The organism is Streptomyces spororaveus, from assembly GCF_016755875.1.
Classification (GTDB): Bacteria; Actinomycetota; Actinomycetes; order Streptomycetales; family Streptomycetaceae; genus Streptomyces; species Streptomyces spororaveus.
Genome location: NZ_BNED01000005.1, coordinates 7352721 through 7368769, shown reverse-complemented (window position 1 = coordinate 7368769; position 16049 = coordinate 7352721). Strand labels below are relative to the sequence as shown.

The following is a 16049-nucleotide window of genomic DNA, read 5'->3' as shown; positions in this document are numbered from 1 at the left end:
CACTGACGGCTCGTCGGCCCACATCATGACCGGCCGGGGCGGGCCTGAACAGACCGCCTCGGGTGCGGTGGCCCGGCCGTGTCAGATGAAGCCGAGGGCCGAGGCTCCACCGAAGCCGCCCAGCAGGATGAACACCGGCATGAGGACCTTCAGCTCCACCCAGCTGCCGGCCCGGAAACGCATCGCCTTCGGCGGCCCGATCGGGTACCAGCGCTTGCCCGCGATCGGCAGCGGCCACAGGACCGGGCAGCCGGAGACGGTCAGGGCGTCGCCGATGTCGTGGACCAGCGCCCCGAGCACGATCGGCAGGCCGAGCCAGAGGTACTCCTGGCCCGGTCCGGTGAACAGCCAGTTCGCCCCGTTGCCGGGCTGGTCGAGCACCCCGGCCAGGATCCACGCGCTGGTCGCGCCGAGCAGCCAGACCAGGACGTCGCTGGACATCCGGGCGGCCCGCCAGAGCAGCCCCTCGACCGCCAGCACCAGGTGCACGAAGAGCAGCGCCAGCACACCCCAGCGCTCGGCGGTGACGGCGAGCAGGGAGGAACCGCCACCGATCAGCACGGCCCAGAGCCAGGTGTGCGTCAGGGTGCGGTGGCCGCCCGTGCGGCGGGCGTCCTTCTTGGAGCGGGTGCCCTTGTAGACGGCGTAGGAGATCTTGTCGACCACCTCGCACACGCCCTTGGAGAGCGGGCCGAAGGCACGCGAGATCGTCGCCGACTTGTGATCGAGGTCGGGGGCCAGAGCCGCCCCGGCGCAGATCAGCGCGCCGACGACGAGGACCGGCCAGGGCATGGGGTGTCCGGCGGCCGCGGTGGCCGCGCCCACCCCCAGCCAGGCCGCTGCCCCGGACAGTGAGTGCGCCGGACCCATCATGGTCGTTTCCCGCCCCGGTGGTGTGTGGTCGGGCCCGGTCGACTGTTTCGTTCGGGCCGCATCGACGGCACAGCGTACCGTCGGTGATCTTCGTTCCGTCCGCCGGTTCCCTGATCCGGGGGGAAGCCAGGCAAGATGGGGGGTGTGACCCTCATTGATCAGCTCCCGCCGAACGCCGACCCCGACGCCCTCTTCGAGGCTTTCTCCTCGTGGGCGGAGGACCAGGGCATCACCCTGTACCCGGCTCAGGAGGAGGCGCTCATCGAGGTCGTCTCCGGGGCTAACGTGATCCTCTCCACCCCGACCGGCTCCGGCAAGAGCCTGGTCGCGGCCGGCGCGCATTTCACCGCGCTGGCCCAGGACAAGGTCACCTTCTACACCGCCCCGATCAAGGCGCTGGTGTCGGAGAAGTTCTTCGACCTGTGCAAGCTCTTCGGCACCGAGAACGTCGGCATGCTGACCGGTGACGCCTCCGTGAACGCGGACGCCCCGGTGATCTGCTGCACCGCCGAGGTCCTGGCCTCCATCGCCCTGCGCGACGGCAAGCACGCCGACATCGGCCAGGTCGTGATGGACGAGTTCCACTTCTATGCCGAGCCGGACCGCGGCTGGGCCTGGCAGATCCCGCTGCTGGAACTGCCGCAGGCGCAGTTCATCCTGATGTCGGCGACCCTCGGCGACATGAAGCGGTTCGAGGAGGACCTCACCCGGCGCACCGGACGGCCCACCTCGGTGGTCCGCTCCGCGACGCGGCCCGTCCCGCTCTCGTACGAGTACGTGACCACGCCCATCACCGACACGATCACCGAGCTGCTGGAGACCCGGCAGGCGCCGGTCTACATCGTGCACTTCACCCAGGCCCAGGCGGTCGAGCGGGCGCAGTCGCTCATGAGCATCAACATGTGCACGCGCGAGGAGAAGGACAAGATCGCCGATCTCATCGGCAACTTCCGCTTCACCACCAAGTTCGGCCAGAACCTCTCCCGCTACGTCCGGCACGGCATCGGTGTGCACCACGCCGGCATGCTGCCCAAGTACCGCCGCCTCGTCGAGAAGCTCGCCCAGGCCGGTCTGCTGAAGGTCATCTGCGGCACCGACACGCTCGGGGTCGGTGTCAACGTCCCGATCCGTACGGTGCTGTTCACGGCGCTCACCAAGTACGACGGCAACCGCGTCCGCACCTTGCGCGCCCGGGAGTTCCACCAGATCGCGGGGCGCGCCGGCCGGGCCGGCTTCGACACCGCGGGCTATGTGGTCGCACAGGCTCCCGAGCACGTCATCGAGAACGAGAAGGCGCTCGCGAAGGCGGGCGACGACCCGAAGAAGCGCCGCAAGGTGGTGCGCAAGAAGGCTCCCGAGGGCTTCGTCGCCTGGTCGGACACCACGTTCGAGAAGCTGATCGCCGCCGACCCGGAGGCGCTCACCTCGCGCTTCAAGGTCACGAACATCATGCTGCTGTCGGTCATCGCCCGGCCGGGCGACGCCTTCCAGGCGATGCGCCACCTGCTGGAGGACAACCACGAGCCCCGCAAGGCCCAGCTGCGGCACATCCGCCGGGCCATCGCGATCTACCGCTCGCTGCTGGACGGCGGGGTGGTCGAGAAGCTCGACACCCCGGACGCGGAGGGCCGCACCATCCGGCTCACGGTCGACCTCCAGCAGGACTTCGCGCTCAACCAGCCGCTGTCCACCTTCGCCCTGGCCTCCTTCGACCTGCTGGACCCGGAGTCCCCCTCCTACGCGCTGGACATGGTCTCCGTCGTGGAGTCCACGCTGGACGACCCGCGGCAGATCCTCGCCGCCCAGCAGAACAAGGAACGCGGCATCCAGGTCGGCCAGATGAAGGCCGACGGGATCGAGTACGAGGAGCGGATGGAGCGGCTCCAGGACGTCACCTATCCCAAGCCCCTCGAAGAGCTGCTCTCCCACGCCTACGACGTGTACGCCAAGAGCCACCCGTGGGTCCGCGACCACCCGGTCTCCCCGAAGTCGATCATCCGCGACATGTACGAACGCGCGATGACCTTCACCGAGTTCACCTCCTTCTACGAGCTGGCCCGCACCGAGGGCATCGTGCTGCGCTACCTGGCGAGCGCGTTCAAGGCGCTGGACCACACCATCCCCGACGACCTCAAGTCCGAGGACCTCCAGGACCTGATCGCCTGGCTGGGCGAGCTGGTACGCCAGGTCGACTCCAGCCTGCTGGACGAGTGGGAGCAGCTGGCGAACCCGGAGGTGGAGACGGCGGAGCAGGCCCAGGAGAAGGCCGACCAGGTCAAGCCGGTCACCGCGAACGCGCGCGCCTTCCGCGTCCTGGTCCGCAACGCCATGTTCCGCCGGGTGGAGCTGGCCGCACTCGACCACGTCAACGTGCTGGGCGAGCTGGATTCCGAGTCCGGCTGGGACGCGGACGCCTGGGGCGAGGCCCTGGACGGGTACTGGGACGAGTACGACGACCTGGGCACCGGCCCCGACGCGCGCGGCCCGAAGCTGCTGCAGATCGAGGAGGACCCGGCGCACGGCCTGTGGCGCGTCCGCCAGACCTTCGCGGACCCCAACGGGGACCATGGCTGGGGCATCAGCGCCGAGGTCGACCTGGCCGCCTCCGACGAGGAGGGCCGGGCCGTCATCCGGGTCACCTCGGTCGGCGAGCTCGGAGCGCTCTGACCGTCCGCCGCACCCCGCCGCACCCGACGTACCCGCCCGACCTGCCGGCCCAGCCGGACCCGCCGGACCCGACCGTGGAGATCCTCTGATGACGAACCCCGCCGAGAGACTGGTCGATCTGCTCGATCTGGAGCAGATCGAGGTCAACATCTTCCGCGGCGCCAGCCCGCAGGAGTCCCTCCAGCGAGTCTTCGGCGGCCAGGTCGCCGGCCAGGCGCTGGTGGCCGCGGGGCGCACCGTCGAGAGCGACCGCCCGGTCCACTCGCTGCACGCGTACTTCCTGCGCCCCGGCATCCCCGGGGTGCCGATCGTGTACCAGGTGGAGCGGGTGCGCGACGGGCGGTCCTTCACCACGCGCCGGGTCACCGCGGTCCAGCAGGGCAAGACGATCTTCAATCTCACCGCCTCCTTCCATCATCCCGAGGAGGGCGGCATCGAGCACCAGCTGCCTCCTCACCACGTCCCTCACCCGGACACGCTCCCCAAGGTCGCGGACGAGATCCGCGAGCACCTCGGGGCGCTGCCGGAGGCGCTGGAGCGGATGGCCCGCCGCCAGCCCTTCGACATCCGGTACGTCAACCGGCTCCGCTGGACTCCGGAGGAGCTCAAGGGATCCGATCCCCGCAGCGCGGTGTGGATGCGCGCGGTCGGCCCGCTGGGCGACGACCCCCTCATCCACACCTGCGCCCTCACCTACGCAAGTGACATGACCCTCCTCGACGCCGTGCGCATCCCGGTGGAACCCCTGTGGGGCATGCGCGGTTTCGACATGGCCTCGCTGGACCACGCCATGTGGTTCCACCGGCCGTTCCGGGCGGACGAGTGGTTCCTGTACGACCAGGAGTCGCCCATCGCGCACGGCGGCCGGGGCCTTGCCCGGGGCCGCATCTACGACGAGGAGGGCAGACTGCTGGTGTCCGTGGTCCAGGAGGGCCTCTTCCGTCCGTACCCCGCCGCGTCGTCCCGGCCGGCCCAGGCAGCCCGTCCGTCCGAGCCCGCCCCGGAGAACTGAGCACACCCATGCCCACCCCTGCCGTCCCCTGCCCCTGCGGGCTGCCCGCCTCCTACGCGGAGTGCTGCGGCCCCTTCCACTCGGGTGCCCGGTCGGCGCCCACCGCCGAGCGGCTGATGCGCTCCCGGTTCAGCGCCTTCGCCGTCGGCGACACCGCCTACCTGCTGCGCTCCTGGCATCCCGCCACCCGTCCGGCCCGCCTCGACCTGGATCCCGAACAGCGCTGGGAGCGGCTGGAGATCCTCGCCACCGAGCGCGGCGGGATGTTCGAGACGGAGGGCTCGGTGGAGTTCCGCGCCCACTACCGCGAGGGCCGGCACACCGGCTCGCTGCACGAGCACAGCAGCTTCTCCCGCGAGGCCGGAGCCTGGGTCTACGTCGGCCCCCTCTCCCCCGTCGACTTCGACTGACCCCGCGCCTGTACCAGGGCGAAGTCCAGGCTGGCCCGGTACCAGTGGATCTCGTCCGGCGGGCCGGCCTTCAGCAGCTCCGTCGCCACCGCGGCTGCCGCCGGAACCTGCGGGTGCCCGTAGGGCGGGGGCGGTCCGAGGGCGGCCAGGACGATCCGCTCCGCCGGGTCGGGCACGGTCTCCAGCAGCTCGGCCTCAGGGAGTACGGAAGCCAGTACGGCGGCGCGCTCCCACGGGTCGGCGGCTCGTCCCAGCAGCAGCCCGACATGCCGCCCGCGCCACTTCCGGGGGCGCAGATCCGCCCCGGCCGCCATCAGTTCCCTGTCCGCCGACGGCGCGATCCCGCTCAGCATTCCCGGCTCCCGCGCGGCGAAGCTCCGTAGCTCCGTGGTCAGGTAGAGCCACACCACGGCCCGGTACCTGTTGATCCGGTAGCCGACCGGGATCACGTGCCCGCAGCGCGCGAGCCGCGTGAACCGGCTCGGGCCGACCCCCACCACCTCGGCCGCCGCCTGCGCCCCGGCCACCGTCTCGACCCGCTCGCGCAGCGCGCCCGGCGGGCCCGCCGCCGACCTGACACGGTCCAGCTCGGCCCGTGCGAAGCGCGCGGCCCCGCCGATCGTGCGCGGCCCGGCCCGCACGATCCCCAGCTGGACGGCCCTGGCGAACTCATGGCGGCTCAGACCCAGTTCACCCGCGGCCTGTACCCCGCCCAGCAGCACGTCCACGGCGACTGCGCCGGCCGCATCCTCCCGAAGTGCGGTCCCCACCTGCGTCATTACGGTCCTCCCCCACGAGCGGTGATTACTCTGTGTGAAGACCGTAACTCGACGTGATGACACCCCGCGAGGCCTGTGGACAACTCCCCGGGCGACGCCCAAGCCGGACCGGATCAGCCGCCGGTGATGCGCCGCTCCGCGACACCCAGGTGCTCGCCCACCCGGTTGACCAGCAGTGTCATCTCATAGGCGACCTGGCCGATGTCGGACTCGGCGGCGCTCAGCACGCACAGGCTGCTGCCCGCGCCCGCCGCCATGACGAAGAGCGCTCCCTCGTCGTACTCGACCATCGTCTGACGCACCTCGCCGGCCCGGAAGTGGCGGCCGGACCCCTTGGCAAGGCTCTGCAGACCGGCCGCGACAGCCGCCAGATGCTCCGCGTCCTCCCGCGCCAGCCCCGCGCTCGCGCCCGTGACCAGGCCGTCATTGGACAGCACCACCGCGTGCCGCACCTGCTGGACCCTGCGCGTCAGGTCGTCCAGCAGCCAGTCCAGTTGCTTGTCCAGTGCCATTCCCAGCCCCTCCCCGTCGACGCCGGCCGCATGGCCGCGCCCCGCCCCCGTGTACTCGTGCCGCAAGCCTTCCCCACCAGCGCCTTTCGGGCAAGGAGGATGTCCCCATGGCGAAGAAGATGACTCAAGAGGAATGGCGGGCGTTCGTCTCGCACTCCACCCGCACCGGAAAGCTCTCCACCGTGCGCGAGGACGGAAGCCCGCACATCGCTCCTATCTGGTTCGTACTCGACGGCGATTCCTTCGTCTTCAACACCGGAAAGGACACGGTGAAAGGCCGCAACCTCATCCGCGACGGCCGGGTCGCGCTCTGCGTCGACGACGACCGGCCGCCCTTCTCCTTCGTCGTCCTCCAGGGCCGCGCCGAGATCACCGGGTACGCCGACGACGCGGACGAACTGCTCACCTGGGCCACCCGGATCGGCGCCCGCTACATGGGCGAGGAACAGGCCGAATCCTTCGGACGCCGCAATGCCGTCCCGACCGAACTCCTCGTCAGGGTTCCCATCGACAAGGTGATCGCCCAGGCCCGTATCGCCGAATGACCCGCCCCTGACTCCCGGTCGGGCCGACCGGGCCGACCGGGCCGACCGGGAGCGACCGCCTCCACCGGGCCCACCGGGCCGGTTCACACGGAATCGGCCTGGGGCTCCACCGAGTCCAGCAGCCGGGCGGTGTGCACCCGCCCGGCGTACTCGACCAGCCTGATCAGCACTTCCTTCCCCGAATCCCGGTCGCGCGCGTCGCACAGCACCACCGGTGTCCCCTGCTCCAGGTCCAGCGCCCGCGACACGTCGTGCGCCCCGTACCGCCGGGCGTCCGTGAAGCAGTTGACGGCCACCACGAACGGGATGCGCCGGTGCTCGAAGTAGTCCACCGCCGGAAAGCAGTCCTCCAGCCGCCGCGTGTCGGCGAGTACCACCGCACCCAGCGCGCCCTGCGACAGCTCGTCCCACAGGAACCAGAACCGGTCCTGCCCCGGCGTGCCGAACAGGTAGAGGGACAGGCCGGAGCGGATGGTGATCCGCCCGAAGTCCATGGCCACGGTCGTGGTCGTCTTCTGGTCCACGCCGCCCGTGTCGTCGACCAGTTCACCCGCCTCGCTCAGCGCTTCCTCCGTCCGCAGCGGCCGGATCTCGCTGACCGCGCCCACCAGCGTGGTCTTGCCCACCCCGAAGCCGCCCGCCACCAGGATCTTCAGTGCGAGTGCGGCCAGTTCCGGGTCCTCCCCGGGACCGGGATCCACGCCCGGGGCCGGTCCGGCAGATCGGTCGTCATGCTGTCCCATCAAAGCGCTCGCAATCCCTCGATGACTTCACGCAGAATCCGCTCGTCCGGCAGTTGTGCGGGCGGCACCGGCCGGCTGACCTTGACGTGCCCGCCCTCCAGCAGGTCCCCGAGCAGCACCCGCACCACCCCCACCGGCAGGTCGGCGTCGGCGGCGAGTTCGGCCACCGACTGGGTCTCGGACCGGCAGAGTCCGAGCAGTGCCCGGTGTTCGGGGCCCATCAGGGACTCGGCCGCCTCGTCCGTGCCCTCCGGGTCGACCGCGACCAGCGCGATCAGGTCGAAGCGGACGCCGTGGGGTCCCGGCTTCGTACGCCCGCCGGTCATGGCGTACGGGCGGACGAGTGGGCCCGCGTCGGCGTCGTACCACTGGCCGTTCATGTGCCGGACCGCCGCCCTCAGCCCGCGGCCGGCGGGTGCGCCGCGAACCGGGGCGGCGTGTAGAGGTGCTCGCCGACCCGCTTCACCAGCCGGGCCATCTCGTAGGCGATCAGGCCGATGTCGGCACTGGCGGCACTGAGCACGGCCAGGCACGAACCGTCACCGGCGGCCGCGACGAAGAGGAACCCCTCGTCCATCTCGACCATCGTCTGGCGCACGCCCCCGGCGTGGAAGTGCCGTCCCGCGCCCTTGGCCAGGCTGTGGAAGCCGGAGGCCACCGCGGCCAGGTGCTCGGCGTCCTCCCGGCTCAGTGCGCTGGAGGCGCCGACCGCCAGGCCGTCGTTGGAGAGGACCACGGCGTGCCGGACCTCACGGACCCGGAGCACGAGGTCGTCGAGCAGCCAGTCCAGTTCACCGGACCTGCGGACGCCGTCGAGGTCGATCCTCTGGTGTTCGATCATCACACTTCTCCTTCGCTGCCTGCGTGAGGGGAGTTCTCCTGGGCGCCGCGGACCCAGCCGGCCCGGTAGGCCGCCATCCGGTCCCGGGCCTGCTCCGGGCTGCGGCCCGACGGCTCCTCGGGGAGCCGGGACGAGGCCGGGGCCTTCGGGGCGGGGGCCTCCCGGAGCTGCGGGACGAGGCTGGCCTGGCGCACCCGGCGCGGCAGTTCCGTCACCGAGGCCGGGGGCGCCGCGGCCGCCTGGGTACGGGCCCCCGCGCCGCCGGGGGCACGCGGCCGGAGGGAAGCCACCGGGGCCGGGCGCGGCTCCTCGCGTACGGGGTCCGGGGCCCCGGCCGGAGCGGGGGGCTGCGCGTCCTCCCGTACGACGGCCATCGCGGGCGGCTGTTCGGCCCGCGCGACCGGCTTCGGCGCCGGGGAGGAGGCGGACGGCGACGAGGCCCCGCCCGAAGCGGCGGCCGACGGCTCCGGGCGGGGTGCCCGGGCGGCTCCCCGGGCCGTGGCGGAGCCCGGGGCCGAGCCCTGGGCGGGGGCAGCGTCGTGAGCGGCGGCGTGGGCGGCGGCGGGGCCTCCGGCCGTGATCGCACCCTGGAGCATGGAGTTGGGCAGGAGCACCACCGCGGTGGTGCCGCCGTAGGGCGAGGTGCGCAGGTGCACCTTGACTCCGTGGCGGGCCGAGAGCCGGCTGACCACGAAGAGCCCGAGCCGGTCGCTGTCGAAGAGGTCGAGGGACTCGGACTGCTCGATGCGCCGGTTGGCGTCGCCGAGGGTTTCGGGACCCATGCCGAGCCCGCGGTCCTCGACCTCCAGCACGTAACCGGTGCCGACGGGCTCGCCGCTGACCCGGACCTTGGTGTGCGGCGGTGAGAACGTGGCGGCGTTCTCGATGAGTTCGGCGAGCAGGTGGGTGAGGTCGGCGACGGCGCCCCCGACCACGGCGGCTTCCGCGAGCTGCCGGACCTCGATCCGCGGGTAGTCCTCGATCTCGGAGACGGCGGCCCGCACGACGTTGGTCAGCGGAACCGGCATGCGCCAGGCCCGGCCCGGGGTGGCACCCGACAGGATGATCAGGCTTTCCGCGTGCCGGCGCATCCGGGTGGTCAGGTGGTCGAGGCGGAAGAGGTCGCCGAGCTCGTTCGGGTCGTCGGCACGGCGTTCCATCGAGTCGAGCAGGGTGAGCTGCTTGTGCACGAGGACCTGGCTGCGGCGGGCGAGGTTGACGAAGACGCCCGAGATGCCGCTGGCGAGTTCGGCCCGTTCGACGGCGGCACTGAGCGCGGCACGGTGAACGGTGCCGAGCGCCTCGCCGACCTGGGTGATCTCGTCCTCGGCCGGGGGCCCGGGCGGGGTCTCGGCCGCGACGTCGATCTCCTGACCGGCACGCAGCCGCTCCATCGCCTGCGGGAGTTTGCGGTGGGCGATCTCCAGGGCGGTGTTGCGCAGCGAGACGAGTTCGACGACCAGGGCCCGGCCGATCCGGACCGAGATGACGAGTGAGGCGGCGACGGCCGCCAGGCCCAGGAGCACGGCGGCCCCGGCGGGGGTGAGCGCCCCTTCGGTGAACGGATCGGCCCGCTCGGTGCCCGTGGCGTGTACGGCCGCCTCGACCTCCCGCATCGAGGAGGCGATGGCGTTGTGGGCGGCCTCCCATCCGGCGGGCACCCCGCGGCTCTCCTTGGAGGTGCCTGCGGACAGCGCCCGGTCCTCGGCTCCGGTGAGGTCGGCGTACGCGGCGCTCTTGGCGGCGGACTCCCAGACGGCCTGCTGGGCGGCGGGGAGGTCGCGGGCGGCGGAGTCGGTGAGAGCGCGGCGGGCCTCGACGGCGCCGGTCAGTTGCCGAAGCGTTTCGGCCGTGCGCGGACCGGGGGCGGCGAGCAGTGCGTCCTCCCGGGACAGCAGTTCCGCGGCGCGGGAGAATTCGAGCAGGACCCGGGCGTCGGGTCCGAGTTCGGCCTTCTCTCCGCCGGTCAGGGCGCCTGAGGCGGCGAAGGCGGAGTCGACCACGCGGCTGTAGATCGCGTAGGCCGCCTCGGGGGTGGCGCGGCGGTCGGTGATGTCCTTGCGCGCCGAGCCGAGGCCCTCGGCGGCGGCGACGAACGCCTCCAGCCGGACCACGATGTCGGAACGGTAGTCGCCGGAGTCGGCGACGGTGTGCTGGTCGCCGAGCCGCAGCCGCCGCACGGCGGTGTCGGTCCGGCGGGCCTGCTGGTCCAGGACGCTCGGGTCGGCGGCGGGGTCGGCGAGGAGGCGGACGGCTGCGCGCCGTTCGGCCTGGAGTTCGGTGACGGCGGCGGCGACGGGCGTGCGTATCTCGGCGTCGACCTGGTGGACCCGGCTGAGCCGGGCGATGTCCTGGGCGGTGTTGACCGTGGCGAAGGCCCAGAGGGCGAGGAGCGACACGACGGGGACCATCAGCAGCGAGACGATCTTCGCGCGGACGGTGGCGGGGCGCAGCCGCAACCGCGGCCGGGATCCGCTCGCGCGCGCGGCGGGCGGGTGGGGCTGGTGGTCCCGGATCTCCGCAGGCTCCTCGGCCGGCGGCCCGGCGTGGGCCCGGCGGCCGCGTGCCGGGGGCGCGGGCAGCCTCGGCGCCGCTGCTTCCGGTCTTCTGCGGGGTGTTCGCATGGGCTCCTCGTTCCGGGCGGTGCCTACGGGTGTGCGGTGCGGCGGGGGATGCGGTGGGGGTGGTTGCGGTGATGCGACGGTGGGGATGGGGTGACGGCCGGCGCACGGCCGTGCGGTGCGGTGGGGTGCCTGCAGTGCGGTGCGGTGCGGCAGGATCAGCCCGGTCGGTGCGCGACCGGTGTCCGGTCAGTGGGCGGTCACCGTGGGCTCCCCCAGGTGCCGGGCGGAAACGGAGGCGGCCCGCCCGTCGACCGTCGGGGAGAGCGCGACGAAGGCGGCGGTGATGAACAGGTACGAGCCCAGGCCGACGGCGAGCGGGAAGATGAACTGCATGGCCGTGGCCCCGGGCAGGGTCGCGTCCGAGGGGCTGACGCTCACGGCGACGGCCATCATCCCCGTGTAGTGCATGCTGCTGACGGCGGCGCCCATGACGAGCGAGGCGACGGCGACCGCCACCGGTGACTTGATGTTGAGCGCGGCCCACAGGGCGGCGGTCGCCGCGATCACCGCGATGGCGACGGAGAGTCCGACGGTGAGCGGATCGTAGGAGACGTCGCCGTGCAGGCGCAGGGCCGCCATGCCCAGGTAGTGCATGCTGGCGACGCCGAGTCCGGTGGTGAGGCCGCCCAGCACGAGGGACCGGTTGCGGTCCCTGCCGTAGCCGACGGCGAAGACTCCGGCTCCGACGACCAGCATGGCGACGAGCAGGCTGAGGATCGTGAGCGGCACGTTGTAGTGGATCTCGGTGCCCGTGACCTCGAAGCCGAGCATCGCGACGAAGTGCATGGTCCAGATGCCGGTGCCGATGGCGGAGGCCGCGGCGAGGAGCCAGTTGCGGCGGGAGGCTCCGGTCGTGGCGAGCGCACGGACGGTGCAGCGCAGCCCGAGGGCGGCGCCGATCGATGCCATCACATATGACAGCGCGGGTGTCAGCCACCCATAGGCGGCGTGGTCCAGATGTCCCAGGTGTTCCATGGCCACCGGACGCTAGTCCGGGTGAGGGCGCGAACAGGGGGCGCATTCCGAAAGCAGTTGGAACTGCTGGAATATGACAGAGCTACGTTCATCTTCGATCGCACCACGTGCCAGCTTGCGCAGGGGGCCGCCCGCAGGGCCCGCAGCACCCGCAGGCACGTGGACGGAGGGGCGGAGACGCGGAGGGCGGTGGGGGATCATGGGCGCATGAGCGAAGACCACACACACGTGCAGGAGTTCTTCGGGGCGCGCGCGGCCGACTGGGACCGCAGGTTCCCCGGGGACGGACCCGCGTTCACCACCGCGGTGACCGAGTTCGGACTGCGTCCCGGGGACCGCGTGCTCGACGCGGGCTGCGGCACCGGGCGGGCCATGACCGCACTGCGGGCCGCCGTCGGACCCGCCGGGACCGTGCTGGGCGTGGACCTCACCCCGCAGATGCTGGCCGCGGCACGGCAGGCGGGCCGGGACGCGGAGGGCGCCCTGCTGCTGGCCGACGTGGCCCGGCTGCCGCTGCGCGACGAGGTGCTCGACGCGGTGTTCGCCGCCGGGCTCATCGCCCATCTGCCCGACCCGGGGGCGAACCTGCACGAGCTCGCCCGGGTGGTCCGCCCCGGTGGCGCGCTCGCGCTCTTCCACCCGATCGGGCGAGCGGCCCTCGCCGCGCGCCACGGCCGCGAGCTGACCCCGGACGACATGCGGGCCGAGCACAACCTCGGCCCGCTGCTCACCGGTTCGGGCTGGGACATGACCTCGTACGCCGACGACGACGACCGTTTTCTGGCGCTCGCCGTACGTCACCCGTGACATACGCCTGTACGTCGGCCCCGCACCCCGGGTCCGCGGAGGTGCCCGGGATCAGGCCGGAGGCTGGGCCTCGGCTCCGGCGGGCCGGCGGGGATGCGGAACGGGGCAGCCGCCCGAGCCGGGCACGGGGAACGTGCCGAGCTCACCCACGTCGTAGCCGTCCGGATAGCCCTTGATCTCCGGGTTCTGGCGGGCGTAGTGCGGGTTCCGGCGCGGGGGCAGCAGCCGCACCGCGCGGCCGCGCAGCCACAGGGCGCCCTCGACGAGGCGCCGGACCGGGGCGCGCGGGGCCTCGTACCGGAAGGCGCCCAGGAGCGGCTCGTCGAGGAGGGCGAGACTCGCGCGCCGCACGGCGGGGGCGACCGGCGCCGGGTACCAGGAGGCCATGAGGTCCAGGGTGGAGTCGGCGACCTTGCGGGCGCCCTCGTCCCAGCCGAAGTGGGCCTCCTCGTAGGCGTCGAGGGTGGCCTCGAACTCCTCGTACGAGCCCGGGATGTCCGTGATGCCCAGGTGGCGGCCGAGGGCGGCGTAGTAGTTCGCGCAGGCCCGGCGCTCGTGGTGGGTCAGCGGACGCCAGCCGTAGGCGTCCAGCCAGCGCGCCGGAATCACCACGAAGGTGCACAGGACATAGCGCATGTCCTCGTTCGAGATGTCGTAGCTGCGGTGCATCTGGTTGACGCGGCGGATCGCGGTGCGGGCGGTGTCACTCTCGAAGCCGTGCTCGACGACCGCGTCCAGGAGCAGCGCGGTGTCGTCGTAGCGCTTCTGGGTCCGCTCGGTGAACTCGGCCGTCTCGGCCAGCAGGCCACCGATGCTCGGGACGGCATATGTCCGGAACAGGGCGAGTTCCAGGGCGCGGCTGAAGTCCCAGGGGAACTCGTAGGTGGCGGTGAGCCGGTAGATGGCGAGGAAATCCTTGTCGGGATCGAGACGGAGGATCTCCCTCAGCCGATCGTATCGCTGCACCAGGTGTCCCTTTCTGTGGCGGGTTCCCAACTCTACGTGCAGGTAGCAGCCTTGGAAATCGTGTCCCGCAGGCTCTCGACGGGCGGGTTACCCGCTGGTTAAGGTGCGCCGACGAGAGAGCTACCAGGAGGCCAGGTGTCCGACGACGAGGGTGGCGGCTCGCTGTACGTGCTGACCGCTGTGCTGCTGACCCCGGCACAGTTCCCCAGCATCCTGGGCGACGACTTCCCGGAGGCGTGCTCGCTGCTGGGCGTGGCGCCGGGCGGGGACGGGTACGGGCTGGTGCTCGGCCAGGACGAGGAGGGGGCGCGCTGGACGGTCGTCGTGGACGACGTCTCGCTCGTCGCGACGGCCATCGCCTCCTGGGACTGCGGGATGGAATACGACCTGTCCCCGGACGAGCGGACGATCGTGGTCTCGCTGGCGGGCTGGCCGCTGGAGTTGTCGGTGGCCGCGTCGGGGATCCCGGAGCCGCACGATCCCGAGCAGGGAGCGGACGGTACGGGGCGGGTCCCGCTCGCCCCGCCCTCGGCGGAGGCCTGGGGTCCGGTGCAGCGGCGGATGGGCGCGGACCAGATCGCGCGGGAGTGGGCGGACTGGCGGGAGCGCGTGGCCACGGACGGCGGGGCGGCGGCCGCCGCGCACCCCGGGCTCGCGCGGGCACTGGAGGAGGCCGCGGGATACACGAAGTCCCCGCCACCGCCGGGCCGGGTGCGGTCCTCGTTCGCCGGCGAGGGGGTCCGCACGCTGCGGGTGGACGGGCCCGGCTGGTCACTGGTGGCACGGACCGGCGAGGCCGCCTTCGTCCTGCTGGACGAGGAACCGAGCGAGGTGCTCGCGGTCCCCCGCGAGGGGGATTCCGACCTCCCGGACCTGCCGGACCTGCTGACGGCGCTGGACGCCATCGCGGTACGACCGTCGTGAGCGCGAGCCGGAGCGGGCGACGGCGGCGACCGGAGCGACAGAAGCTACGGGGGCGGCGGTCCTGACACGCATTCCATACCGAGCGGTCCGTCGGTGCCCGGCTTCCGGGCACGGGCCGTCCAGACCTGTCACACCCGAAATGAATCAGCCAACGAGGCTGGAAATCGCTCTGGATCCCCTTCCAGCGGAATGATCGAATCGGCCAGTCACGCGGCTCAAAGGCGCACCCCCGCGCCTTCGGCCCATTCCACGACGGAGGCCATTCTTGAATTCCATGTCCTACCTGGACCTGCACCGTGAAGTCTCGCAGGACATCGACGCGGAGATCGACACCGCACTGGAGCACCTCGGCTCCCTGGCGGGCACGACCAGGAACACCGTGGCCAAGCTCTTGGAACAGCGCAAACTGAGACATCCCCTGTCGGTGTTGCCGCTCCTCACGCACGGCATGGAGACGGGTAATCCGAGGCCGGCCATTCCGCTGTCCGCCGTGCACCTCCTGTGGTGGACCTCCGCCTGCTACCTCGACGACCTGGCGGACGCCAACGGCGCCTCCATCTGCGGTGAGCTCACCGAGAACGAAGCCCTGCTCGCATCCGTCATCACGGGAAACTCGCTCCCCATCCAGATACTCCTGTCGCAAGATCTCCCGGAGTCGGCGCGCAGCGCGCTGATAACCGAGATCCTGAACGGCTGGATCATCGGCGTCGACGGCCAGGTCGACGACATGCGCGGGGACATCTGCAGCGCCTCGCGGAAATCGGTGGTCGAGACGTACCGTGGCAAATCCGGCGCGCCCTTCGGAATGATCACGGCAATGGCCGCGATATTCTCGGGAACGACGGCCGAGAAGGTGGAACTGTGGCGCGAGTTCGGCTACGTCTTCGGCATACTTTGGCAAATCTTCAACGACCAGGAAGACATCATTTCCGGCCGTAACGAGGACCTCCTCAACGGCACGGTCACTTATCTCCTCGCCTCCGTCGTCGAGGACGCCGCGCCCGATTCCCGGGAGTACATTCTGGGCCTGTGCGCCGCCGCCGGGCGCTCACATCAGGCCAGAGCGGAACTCGAAGCCCTGCTGCGGACGCCCACCGCCCTCGACCGGTACCGGGCGGAGATCGACGTCTTCCGCGCCGAGGCCCACCGCATCCTGGACGTACTGGGCGGCGACGAGACCTACTCCCCGGTGCTCCGGCACCTCGTGGACCACGCGTCCCAGATGCTGCTCGAAGCGGATCTCGCCCCGGCCGTCGTGAGCGGCGCCGCCTGACCCGGCCGCCGCCCCGGGCGGATCCCGCCCCACGACCGCACCTGCCGGGCTCCGCGCCGAAGCCGGAGCCCGGCCGCCCCGCCGGGCGACCGCGCACC

General features: G+C 71.9%; 16 protein-coding genes. 7 read left to right on the top strand and 9 right to left on the bottom strand.

Going from position 1 to position 16049, the window contains the following annotated elements:
• Nucleotides 1-81 precede the first annotated feature (81 nt).
• Nucleotides 82-873 (bottom strand): metal-dependent hydrolase, encoded by a 792-nt coding sequence (locus Sspor_RS35705; RefSeq protein WP_202202793.1) that lies wholly within the window; start codon nucleotides 871-873, stop codon nucleotides 82-84.
• Nucleotides 874-1017: 144 nt separating this feature from the next.
• On the opposite strand from Sspor_RS35705, the gene Sspor_RS35700 reads away from it, so the two are divergent.
• The 3 genes from Sspor_RS35700 (at nucleotide 1018) to Sspor_RS35690 (ending at nucleotide 4962) form a co-directional block, all read left to right on the top strand.
• Nucleotides 1018-3540, top strand: coding sequence for a DEAD/DEAH box helicase (locus Sspor_RS35700; RefSeq protein WP_030009150.1), 2523 nt, complete (start codon nucleotides 1018-1020; stop codon nucleotides 3538-3540).
• A gap of 88 nt (nucleotides 3541-3628) precedes the next feature.
• A complete protein-coding gene (locus tag Sspor_RS35695) occupies nucleotides 3629-4552 on the top strand; it encodes an acyl-CoA thioesterase (RefSeq protein ID WP_202202792.1) in 924 nt (307 codons plus the stop codon).
• A gap of 8 nt (nucleotides 4553-4560) precedes the next feature.
• Nucleotides 4561-4962: a YchJ family protein gene (locus Sspor_RS35690; RefSeq protein WP_202202791.1), complete on the top strand. Its 402-nt coding sequence runs from the start codon at nucleotides 4561-4563 to the stop codon at nucleotides 4960-4962.
• On the opposite strand, the gene Sspor_RS35685 is transcribed toward Sspor_RS35690, so the two are convergent.
• Nucleotides 4926-5741: a DUF6397 family protein gene (locus tag Sspor_RS35685; RefSeq protein WP_202202790.1), complete on the bottom strand. Its 816-nt coding sequence runs from the start codon at nucleotides 5739-5741 to the stop codon at nucleotides 4926-4928. The genes Sspor_RS35690 and Sspor_RS35685 overlap by 37 nt on opposite strands.
• Before the next feature lie 113 nt (nucleotides 5742-5854).
• Nucleotides 5855-6253: a roadblock/LC7 domain-containing protein gene (locus Sspor_RS35680; RefSeq protein WP_189734290.1), complete on the bottom strand. Its 399-nt coding sequence runs from the start codon at nucleotides 6251-6253 to the stop codon at nucleotides 5855-5857.
• Nucleotides 6254-6360: 107 nt separating this feature from the next.
• Here Sspor_RS35680 and Sspor_RS35675 point away from each other — a divergent pair, with 107 nt between their 5' ends.
• Nucleotides 6361-6798, top strand: coding sequence for a PPOX class F420-dependent oxidoreductase (locus Sspor_RS35675; protein ID WP_202202789.1), 438 nt, complete (start codon nucleotides 6361-6363; stop codon nucleotides 6796-6798).
• A gap of 83 nt (nucleotides 6799-6881) precedes the next feature.
• Here Sspor_RS35675 and Sspor_RS35670 read toward each other — a convergent pair whose 3' ends face one another.
• From Sspor_RS35670 to Sspor_RS35650, 5 genes are all read right to left on the bottom strand, one after another.
• Entirely contained in the window at nucleotides 6882-7544 is a 663-nt protein-coding gene (locus Sspor_RS35670) for a GTP-binding protein (protein ID WP_372499584.1), read from the bottom strand.
• Nucleotides 7541-7921, bottom strand: a complete 381-nt coding sequence (locus Sspor_RS35665; protein ID WP_202202788.1) for a DUF742 domain-containing protein — start codon at nucleotides 7919-7921, stop codon at nucleotides 7541-7543. The genes Sspor_RS35670 and Sspor_RS35665 overlap by 4 nt, the downstream gene beginning before the upstream one ends.
• Nucleotides 7922-7938: 17 nt before the next feature.
• Nucleotides 7939-8382 (bottom strand): roadblock/LC7 domain-containing protein, encoded by a 444-nt coding sequence (locus Sspor_RS35660; protein WP_202202787.1) that lies wholly within the window; start codon nucleotides 8380-8382, stop codon nucleotides 7939-7941.
• On the bottom strand, nucleotides 8382-11006 hold the full coding sequence (locus tag Sspor_RS35655; protein ID WP_202202786.1) for a sensor histidine kinase: 2625 nt from the start codon (nucleotides 11004-11006) through the stop codon (nucleotides 8382-8384). Before Sspor_RS35655 ends, Sspor_RS35660 begins: the two co-directional genes overlap by 1 nt.
• A gap of 186 nt (nucleotides 11007-11192) precedes the next feature.
• Nucleotides 11193-11972: an MHYT domain-containing protein gene (locus Sspor_RS35650; protein WP_202204058.1), complete on the bottom strand. Its 780-nt coding sequence runs from the start codon at nucleotides 11970-11972 to the stop codon at nucleotides 11193-11195.
• Between the two features lie 216 nt (nucleotides 11973-12188).
• Between Sspor_RS35650 and Sspor_RS35645 the strand changes: the two genes are divergently transcribed.
• Nucleotides 12189-12788 carry a class I SAM-dependent methyltransferase gene (locus tag Sspor_RS35645; protein ID WP_202202785.1) on the top strand — a complete coding sequence of 200 codons (600 nt, stop codon included), beginning with the start codon at nucleotides 12189-12191 and terminating at the stop codon, nucleotides 12786-12788.
• 51 nt (nucleotides 12789-12839) lie between these two features.
• Here Sspor_RS35645 and Sspor_RS35640 read toward each other — a convergent pair whose 3' ends face one another.
• Nucleotides 12840-13757, bottom strand: coding sequence for an oxygenase MpaB family protein (locus Sspor_RS35640; RefSeq protein ID WP_202204057.1), 918 nt, complete (start codon nucleotides 13755-13757; stop codon nucleotides 12840-12842).
• 132 nt (nucleotides 13758-13889) lie between these two features.
• Here Sspor_RS35640 and Sspor_RS35635 point away from each other — a divergent pair, with 132 nt between their 5' ends.
• A complete protein-coding gene (locus Sspor_RS35635; protein WP_202202784.1) occupies nucleotides 13890-14678 on the top strand; it encodes a hypothetical protein in 789 nt (262 codons plus the stop codon).
• A 274-nt stretch (nucleotides 14679-14952) separates the two neighbouring features.
• Complete coding sequence (locus Sspor_RS35630) at nucleotides 14953-15951, top strand: polyprenyl synthetase family protein (RefSeq protein ID WP_202204056.1); 999 nt, start codon at nucleotides 14953-14955, stop codon at nucleotides 15949-15951.
• Nucleotides 15952-16049: the final 98 nt, after the last annotated feature.

Bases quoted from the DNA above. Each gene is read 5' to 3' on its own strand.
- Sspor_RS35705 (WP_202202793.1), bottom strand. From the start codon at position 873: ATGATGGGTCCGGCGCACTCACTGTCCGGGGCAGCGGCCTGGCTGGGG.
- Sspor_RS35695 (WP_202202792.1), top strand. From the start codon at position 3,629: ATGACGAACCCCGCCGAGAGACTGGTCGATCTGCTCGATCTGGAGCAG.
- Sspor_RS35690 (WP_202202791.1), top strand. From the start codon at position 4,561: ATGCCCACCCCTGCCGTCCCCTGCCCCTGCGGGCTGCCCGCCTCCTAC.
- Sspor_RS35685 (WP_202202790.1), bottom strand. From the start codon at position 5,741: ATGACGCAGGTGGGGACCGCACTTCGGGAGGATGCGGCCGGCGCAGTC.
- Sspor_RS35680 (WP_189734290.1), bottom strand. From the start codon at position 6,253: ATGGCACTGGACAAGCAACTGGACTGGCTGCTGGACGACCTGACGCGC.
- Sspor_RS35675 (WP_202202789.1), top strand. From the start codon at position 6,361: ATGGCGAAGAAGATGACTCAAGAGGAATGGCGGGCGTTCGTCTCGCAC.
- Sspor_RS35665 (WP_202202788.1), bottom strand. From the start codon at position 7,921: ATGAACGGCCAGTGGTACGACGCCGACGCGGGCCCACTCGTCCGCCCG.
- Sspor_RS35660 (WP_202202787.1), bottom strand. From the start codon at position 8,382: ATGATCGAACACCAGAGGATCGACCTCGACGGCGTCCGCAGGTCCGGT.
- Sspor_RS35655 (WP_202202786.1), bottom strand. From the start codon at position 11,006: ATGCGAACACCCCGCAGAAGACCGGAAGCAGCGGCGCCGAGGCTGCCC.
- Sspor_RS35645 (WP_202202785.1), top strand. From the start codon at position 12,189: ATGAGCGAAGACCACACACACGTGCAGGAGTTCTTCGGGGCGCGCGCG.
- Sspor_RS35630 (WP_202204056.1), top strand. From the start codon at position 14,953: ATGTCCTACCTGGACCTGCACCGTGAAGTCTCGCAGGACATCGACGCG.